The sequence below is a fragment of the [Mycobacterium] manitobense genome (genome assembly GCF_025821665.1).
Taxonomy (GTDB): Bacteria; Actinomycetota; Actinomycetes; order Mycobacteriales; family Mycobacteriaceae; genus Mycobacterium; species Mycobacterium arseniciresistens.
Window position 1 is genome coordinate 45290 of the sequence record NZ_JACKSJ010000022.1, and the last position, 6995, is coordinate 52284.

At 69.4% G+C, this 6995-nt stretch carries 7 protein-coding genes and 1 pseudogene; 4 read left to right on the forward strand and 4 right to left on the reverse strand.

Features of this window, described 5'->3' with window-relative positions:
• The first annotated feature begins 7 nt into the window (after positions 1-7).
• Positions 8-1309 carry an aspartate aminotransferase family protein gene (locus tag H7I41_RS02650; RefSeq protein ID WP_264011007.1) on the forward strand — a complete coding sequence of 434 codons (1302 nt, stop codon included), beginning with the start codon at positions 8-10 and terminating at the stop codon, positions 1307-1309.
• 5 nt (positions 1310-1314) lie between these two features.
• Here H7I41_RS02650 and recR read toward each other — a convergent pair whose 3' ends face one another.
• Positions 1315-1926 (reverse strand): recombination mediator RecR, encoded by a 612-nt coding sequence (gene recR, locus H7I41_RS02655; protein WP_264011008.1) that lies wholly within the window; start codon positions 1924-1926, stop codon positions 1315-1317.
• Complete coding sequence (locus tag H7I41_RS02660; protein WP_264011009.1) at positions 1927-2259, reverse strand: YbaB/EbfC family nucleoid-associated protein; 333 nt, start codon at positions 2257-2259, stop codon at positions 1927-1929.
• Between the two features lie 194 nt (positions 2260-2453).
• Between H7I41_RS02660 and H7I41_RS02665 the strand changes: the two genes are divergently transcribed.
• Positions 2454-3161 carry an Rv3717 family N-acetylmuramoyl-L-alanine amidase gene (locus H7I41_RS02665; RefSeq protein WP_264011019.1) on the forward strand — a complete coding sequence of 236 codons (708 nt, stop codon included), beginning with the start codon at positions 2454-2456 and terminating at the stop codon, positions 3159-3161.
• A 4-nt stretch (positions 3162-3165) separates the two neighbouring features.
• Here H7I41_RS02665 and H7I41_RS02670 read toward each other — a convergent pair whose 3' ends face one another.
• On the reverse strand, positions 3166-3609 hold the full coding sequence (locus H7I41_RS02670) for an SRPBCC family protein (RefSeq protein ID WP_264011010.1): 444 nt from the start codon (positions 3607-3609) through the stop codon (positions 3166-3168).
• Between the two features lie 91 nt (positions 3610-3700).
• On the opposite strand from H7I41_RS02670, the gene H7I41_RS02675 reads away from it, so the two are divergent.
• Positions 3701-5089 carry an FAD-binding oxidoreductase gene (locus H7I41_RS02675; RefSeq protein ID WP_264011012.1) on the forward strand — a complete coding sequence of 463 codons (1389 nt, stop codon included), beginning with the start codon at positions 3701-3703 and terminating at the stop codon, positions 5087-5089.
• Positions 5086-6390, forward strand: a complete 1305-nt coding sequence (locus H7I41_RS02680; RefSeq protein ID WP_264011014.1) for a class I SAM-dependent methyltransferase — start codon at positions 5086-5088, stop codon at positions 6388-6390. The genes H7I41_RS02675 and H7I41_RS02680 overlap by 4 nt, the downstream gene beginning before the upstream one ends.
• Positions 6391-6401: 11 nt before the next feature.
• On the opposite strand, the pseudogene H7I41_RS02685 reads toward H7I41_RS02680, so the two are convergent.
• A pseudogene (locus H7I41_RS02685) lies at positions 6402-6995 on the reverse strand (DNA polymerase III subunit gamma/tau); the annotation flags it as partial.

Here is a 6995-nt window from a genome sequence, read left to right on the forward strand (position 1 = left end):
TCGACCGGTGAACCGGGAGCAGTTCTGGCAGGACGCCGAACGACACGTCGTGCGTTACGGATCGGTGTTCGTGCCGCGGATCATCCAGCGCGCCAGCGGCAGTCATGTCTACGACGACGACGGCAACGCCATCCTCGACTTCACCTCCGGACAGATGAGTTCGGTGCTCGGCCACTCACATCCCGACATCGTCTCGGCGGTGTCCACGGCGGTCGCGACACTGGACCATCTCTACAGCGGGATGCTCAGCGGACCCGTCGTCGAGTTGTCCGCCAAGCTCGCCTCCACGTTGCCCGCGCCGCTGGAGAAGGTGATGCTGCTGAGCACCGGCGCGGAGTCCAACGAGGCCGCGATCAAGATGGCCAAGCTCTACACCGGCGGATACGAGATCGTCTCCTTCGACCGGTCCTGGCACGGCATGACGTCGGGTGCGGCGTCGGCGACGTTCAGCGCGGGCCGCCGCGGCTACGGGCCGCCGATGCCGGGCAACCTCACGCTGCCCACCCCCAACGCGTACCGGTCACCGTTCCGGCGGGCCGACGGCAGCCACGACTGGGAGACCGAACTCGCCTACGGGTTCGGCGTCGTGGACGCGCAGTCCTCGGGCAGCCTCGCCGCCTGCCTGGTCGAGCCGATCCTGTCGTCGGGCGGGATCATCGAGCCGCCGCCCGGCTACCTGCGCCGCCTGCGGGAGTACTGCGACGAGCGGGGCATGCTGCTGATCGCCGACGAGGCGCAGACCGGCATCGGCCGCACCGGGTCGATGTACGCGTTCGAGCGCGACGGCGTCGTGCCGGATCTGCTCACGCTCTCGAAGACCCTCGGCGCCGGCCTCCCGGTCGCCACGGTCGTCACCACCGAGGAGATCGAGAACACCTGCCACGAACGGGGATTCCTGTTCTTCACCACCCACGTGTCGGATCCGCTCGCCGCGGCGGTCGCGCTGACCGTCCTGACCGTCGTCGAGCGTGACGACCTGGTCGCCCGGGCCGCCGCGCTCGGCAAGCAGCTCACCGACCGGCTGACCGAGATGCGGGACCGCTACGAGCAGGTCGGCGACGTCCGCGGTCGCGGCCTGCTGCAGGGCATCGAACTCGTGTCCGACAAGAGCACGAGGGCGCCGGCGGACGCGCTCGGCGCCCAGGTGACGGCCGAATGCCTCGACCGCGGCCTGCACATGAACATCGTCCAATTGCCCGGAATGGGTGGGATCTTCCGCATCGCCCCGCCCCTGACGATCTCGGACACGGACTTCAACGCCGGTCTGGACATCCTCGACGACGCGCTCGCGGCGGTCCTGACGCGCTGACCTGCTCAGGCCATCGCGCGGCGGCCGGTCAGCGCCCGGCCGAGGGTCAACTCGTCGGCGAACTCGAGGTCGCCGCCCATCGGCAGCCCGGACGCGATGCGGGTGACCGTCAGGCCGGGGATGTCCCGCAGCATCCGCACCAGATAGGTGGCGGTGGCCTCGCCCTCGGTGTTCGGGTCGGTGGCGATGATCACCTCGGCGACGTCGACGCCGTCGACCCGCTCGCCGATGCGGTTGAGCAGTTCACGGATCCGCAGTTGCTCGGGCCCGACACCCGACAGCGGGTCGAGCGCGCCGCCGAGCACGTGGTAGCGGCCGCGGAATTCACGGGTGCGTTCGACGGCCTGGACGTCCTTGGGTTCCTCGACGACGCAGACCAGGGACGCGTCGCGGCGCGGGTCGTTGCAGATGCGGCACCGGTCGTCGTCGGAGACGTTGCCGCACACGGCGCAGAACTTGACCCCGTCGCGCACCCGGTTCAGCACCGCCGTGAGCCGGTCGATGTCGGGCGGTTCGACCGACAGCAGGTGGAAAGCGATCCGCTGCGCGCTCTTCGGCCCGATACCGGGCAGCTTGCCCAGCTCGTCGATCAGATCCTGTACCGGGCCCTCAAACAACTAGAGCCCCGGGATGCCCAGGTTGCCCATCCCTCCCGCGAGCGGCCCGAGCCGGTCGTGGGCCAGGATGGTGACCTGCTTGGCCGCGTCGCCGATGGCGCCGACCACGAGGTCCTGCAGCGTCTCGACGTCGGCCGGGTCTATCACCTTGGGGTCGATCGCCACCGAAATGACCTCGCCGCTGCCCTTCATGGTGACCTGCACGAGGCCGCCGCCGGCCTGGCCCTGCACCTCGGCGTTGGCCAGCGCCTCCTGGGCCTCCATCAGCTGCTGCTGAACCTGCTGCGCCTGCGCGAGTAGCGCCGACATGTCGGGCTGGCCACCGGGTTGCATCTTGCGGTCCCCTCTGCTGAATCGGGTGCGTCGGCTTGATTGCGGGCAGGTCTCGACTTGGTTGCTCTCGCCCGGAAGAGGCGGTTTGGACTTCAAGCCTAGTCGGCGTGGCGGCTACGGTGGCGCCCGTGCCTGCCACCCTGCGTGTCGGCCTGCGGACCGGCCTGAGATCGGGCGCCGCCGTCGCCGTCACCATGCTGATCGCCGCGTCCGTCCTCGCCGCGCCGGCGGCCGCCGTGCCCGCCAACATCGCAGGCATGATCGTCTTCCTCGATCCCGGCCACAACGGCTCCAACGACTCGTCGATCAGCCGCCAGGTCCCGACGGGCCGCGGCGGCACCAAGGACTGCCAGGCCAGCGGCACGTCGACCCAGGACGGCTACGCCGAGCACTCGTTCACCTGGGAGGTCACCCTGCGGGTGCGCCAGGCGCTCAGCGCGCTCGGCGTGCGGACGGCGATGTCGCGGGGCGACGACACCGGCCTCGGCCCGTGCGTCGACGAACGCGCGGCGATGGCCAATGCGCTGAAGCCGAACGCGATCGTGTCGATCCACGCCGACGGCGGGCCGCCCACCGGACGCGGGTTCCACGTGCTGTACTCGTCGCCGCCGCTGAACGCGGCGCAGTCCGGCCCGGCCGTGCAGTTCGCCCAGGTGATGCGCGACCAGCTGGCCGGTTCGGGCATTCCGCCTGCGACCTACATCGGCAGCGGCGGCCTTAACCCGCGCTCCGACATCGCCGGGCTCAACCTGGCGCAGTACCCGTCGATCCTGGTGGAACTGGGCAACATGAAGAACCCGGCCGACTCCGCGCTGATGAAGAGCCCGGAGGGCCGGCAGAAGTACGCCGACGCCGTGGTGCGCGGCATCGCGGGGTTCCTGGGGGCCCAGCGCGTCGCCTAGGCGCTCAGGCGCCCGTCTCGACCTGCTTCTTCAAGTTCTCCAGCACCTCGGCCTGGATCTTCTTCAGCCCGAGCGGGGCGAACGTCTTCTCGAAGAATCCCTTGACGCCGCCGGCGCCCGTCCAGGACGTCTTGACCGTGACCGACGATCCCGGGCCCGCGGGGGCGACGGTCCAGTTCGTCACCAGCGTCGAGTTGGCGTCCTTCTCGATGACGGTGTGGCCGGCCACGTCGACGGCGGCCTTCACCTCGCGCACCCGGGACTTGGTGGCCTGCAGTTTCCAGGTCACGACGGTGCCCGCGCCCTGCCCGCCCTCGAGCACCCGGTAGGCGCTGTAGTGGTCGGAGAGGATCTTCGGGCGCACGTTCTGGTAGTCGGCGACCGCGCGAAGCACCTCCGCCTGGTCGGCGTTGATCAAGATCGTGCTCGACGCGCTGACCTGTCCCATCGGTGAAATCTCCTAGTCGTGTGGAAGAACGGCGGGGTCGTCCCGGCCCGGCGCGGTCGCATCGGCTGCGACCGCGGTCTAGCGTATATGCGTGTCTGTTGCCCCAAACGACGCACAGGCCGCCCACGCTGCCGGTGTAGAGCGTCTTCTCGCCAGTTACCGAGCCATCCCGCCGTCGGCCACCGTCCGGCTGGCCAAGCCCACGTCGAATCTCTTCCGCAAGCGCGCCGAGAGCACCGCGAAGGGCCTCGACACGTCGGGGCTGACCGGTGTCATCGCCGTCGACCCCGACCGCCGCACCGCGGACGTGGCGGGCATGTGCACGTACGAGAACCTGGTCGCCGCCACGCTGCCCTACGGGCTGTCGCCGCTGGTGGTGCCGCAGCTGAAGACGATCACCCTCGGCGGCGCGGTGACGGGGCTGGGTATCGAGTCGGCGTCGTTCCGCAACGGCCTGCCGCACGAATCGGTGCTCGAAATGGACATCCTCACCGGCACCGGCGAGGTGCTGACCGCGACGCCCGACCAGCACGCCGACCTCTTCCGGACGTTCCCCAACTCCTACGGCACGCTGGGCTACACGGTCCGGCTGAAGATCGAACTCGAACCGGTCAAGCCGTTCGTCGCACTGTGCCACCTGCGCTTCGACTCGCTGGATGATCTCGTCGCGACGATGGACCGCATCGTCGCGACCGGCGGGCTGGACGGCGACCCCGTCGACTACCTCGACGGCGTGGTGTTCAGCGCCGACGAGGGTTACCTGAGCGTCGGCGTCCGGACCGGGACACCCGGACCGGTCAGCGACTACACCGGCCAGGACATCTACTACCGCTCGATCCAGCACTCCGGCGAGGATTCAGCCGAGAAGCACGACCGGCTGACCATCCACGACTATCTGTGGCGGTGGGACACCGACTGGTTCTGGTGTTCGCGCGCGTTCGGCGCACAGAATCCCCGCATACGGCGGCTGTGGCCGCGGCGGTTCCGGCGCAGCAGCTTCTACTGGAAGCTGATCGGCTACGACCAGCGTTTCGACATCGCCGACCGCATCGAGAAGCGCAACGGAAGGCCGCCCCGCGAGCGGGTGGTGCAGGACATCGAGGTGCCGATCGACCGCACCGCGGAGTTCCTGCGATGGTTCCTCGACAACGTCCCGATCGAGCCGGTCTGGCTGTGCCCGCTGCGGCTGCGTGACGAGGGCGGATGGCCGCTCTACCCGATCCAGGCGCATCACACGTATGTGAATGTCGGATTCTGGTCCTCGGTGCCCGTCGGGCCCGAGGATGGGTACACCAACAGACTCATCGAACGGAAAGTGAGCGAACTCGACGGCCACAAGTCCCTGTACTCCGACGCCTACTACACGCCCGAGGAGTTCGACGACCTCTACGGCGGCGAAACGTACAAGACGGTCAAGAAGACCTACGACCCGGATTCACGTCTACTGGATCTGTATGCGAAGGCGGTGGAAAGACGATGACCACATTCAAGAATCAGGCGCCCGAACGGAAGCTCACGCTGGCCGAGGTGCTGGAGATCTTCGCGGCGGGGCACCTGCCGCTGAAGTTCAGCGCCTATGACGGCAGTGTGGCCGGGCCCTCGGACGCCTCACTCGGGCTGGATCTCAAGACCCCGCGCGGCACGACGTACCTGGCGACGGCGCCCGGCGATCTCGGTCTCGCCCGCGCCTACATCGCCGGCGACCTCGACATGCTCGGTGTGCACCCGGGTGACCCGTACGACCTGCTCAAGGCGCTGGCCGAGAAGATGGACTTCAAGCGTCCGCCCGCGCGGGTGCTGGCCCAGATCGTCCGCTCGATCGGCATCGAGCACCTCAAGCCGATCTCCCCGCCGCCGCAGGAGGCGCTGCCGCGCTGGCGGCGGATCGCCGAGGGCCTGCGGCACAGCAAGCATCGCGACGCCGAGGCCATCCACCACCACTACGACGTCTCCAACACCTTCTACGAGTGGGTGCTCGGGCCGTCGATGACCTACACCTGCGCCTGCTACCCCGACGCCGACGCGTCGCTGGAGGAGGCACAGGACAACAAGTACCGGCTGGTGTTCGAGAAGCTGGGCCTGCGTGCGGGCGACCGACTGCTCGACGTGGGCTGCGGCTGGGGCGGCATGGTGCGCTACGCGGCCCGGCACGGCGTGAAGACCATCGGGGTGACGCTGTCGAAGGAACAGGCCACCTGGGCGCAGAAGGCGATCGCCGAAGAGGGCCTTACCGACCTGGCCGAGGTCCGGCACGGGGACTACCGCGACGTCCGGGAGAGCGGCTTCGACGCGGTCTCGTCGATCGGGTTGACCGAGCACATCGGGGTGCAGAACTACCCGGCGTACTTCCGTTTCCTGCAGACGAAGTTGCGCACCGGAGGATTGCTGCTCAACCACTGCATCACCCGGCACGACAACCGCAGCGGCGCGACCGCGGGCGGGTTCATCGACCGCTATGTGTTCCCCGACGGGGAGCTCACCGGGTCGGGCCGGATCATCGCCCAGGCCCAGGACGTCGGGCTCGAGGTGGTGCACGAGGAGAACCTGCGCCACCACTACGCGCTCACTCTGCGTGACTGGTGCCGCAACCTGGTGGAGCACTGGGACGAGGCGGTCGCGGAGGTCGGGCTCGGAACGGCCAAGGTGTGGGGGCTGTACATGGCCGGCTCACGGCTGGGCTTCGAGACGAATGTCGTTCAGCTGCACCAGGTGCTGGCGGTGAAGCTCGACAACGCCGGCGGCGACGGCGGGCTGCCGCTGCGCCCGTGGTGGAGCGCGTAGCAGGCGCGGACTCAGGCCCCGTCGATGCGGCGGGCGCCCAACTCGCTCTGCAGCAGTTCCAGCGCGGCCTCTTCGGGGTCGCGGCGCGGCCCGGCCTCTTCGTGCACCGCCTCGGACAGCATGTCGTCCTCTTCGCGCTGCGCCGCCTTCGCGGGGACATGGGCCTCCGTCGGCGCACCCACCTCGCAGCGGATCTTCCAGTCCACCCCGAGCGCATCCTTGAGCGCATCGCGGATGACGTCGGAGTTACGTTGCTCGACAAGCCGTTTCGCCAACGGCGCCGACTCGTGGGTGAGCACCAGGGTGTCCTTGTCGACGGTCCGCACGATGGCGCCCGCGAGCATCACGTCGATGGTGCGGCTGCGCTGGCGGACCTTCTCCCGCACGGTCGGCCACATGGAGCGCACCGCGGCGGCGTTCGGTTCGCCGGGCACCGCCACCGGCGGCGCCTCGACCACCGGGTCGGCGGGCGGCCGCAGCGGCGGGGGTGACGTGACCACCGGCTCGGGCTTCGGCTCGGGCTTCGGCTCGGGTTCGGGCTTCGGCTTGGGCAGCGACACCGGCTCGGGCTTGGGCTCCGGCTCGGGCACCGGCGTGGGCGCAGG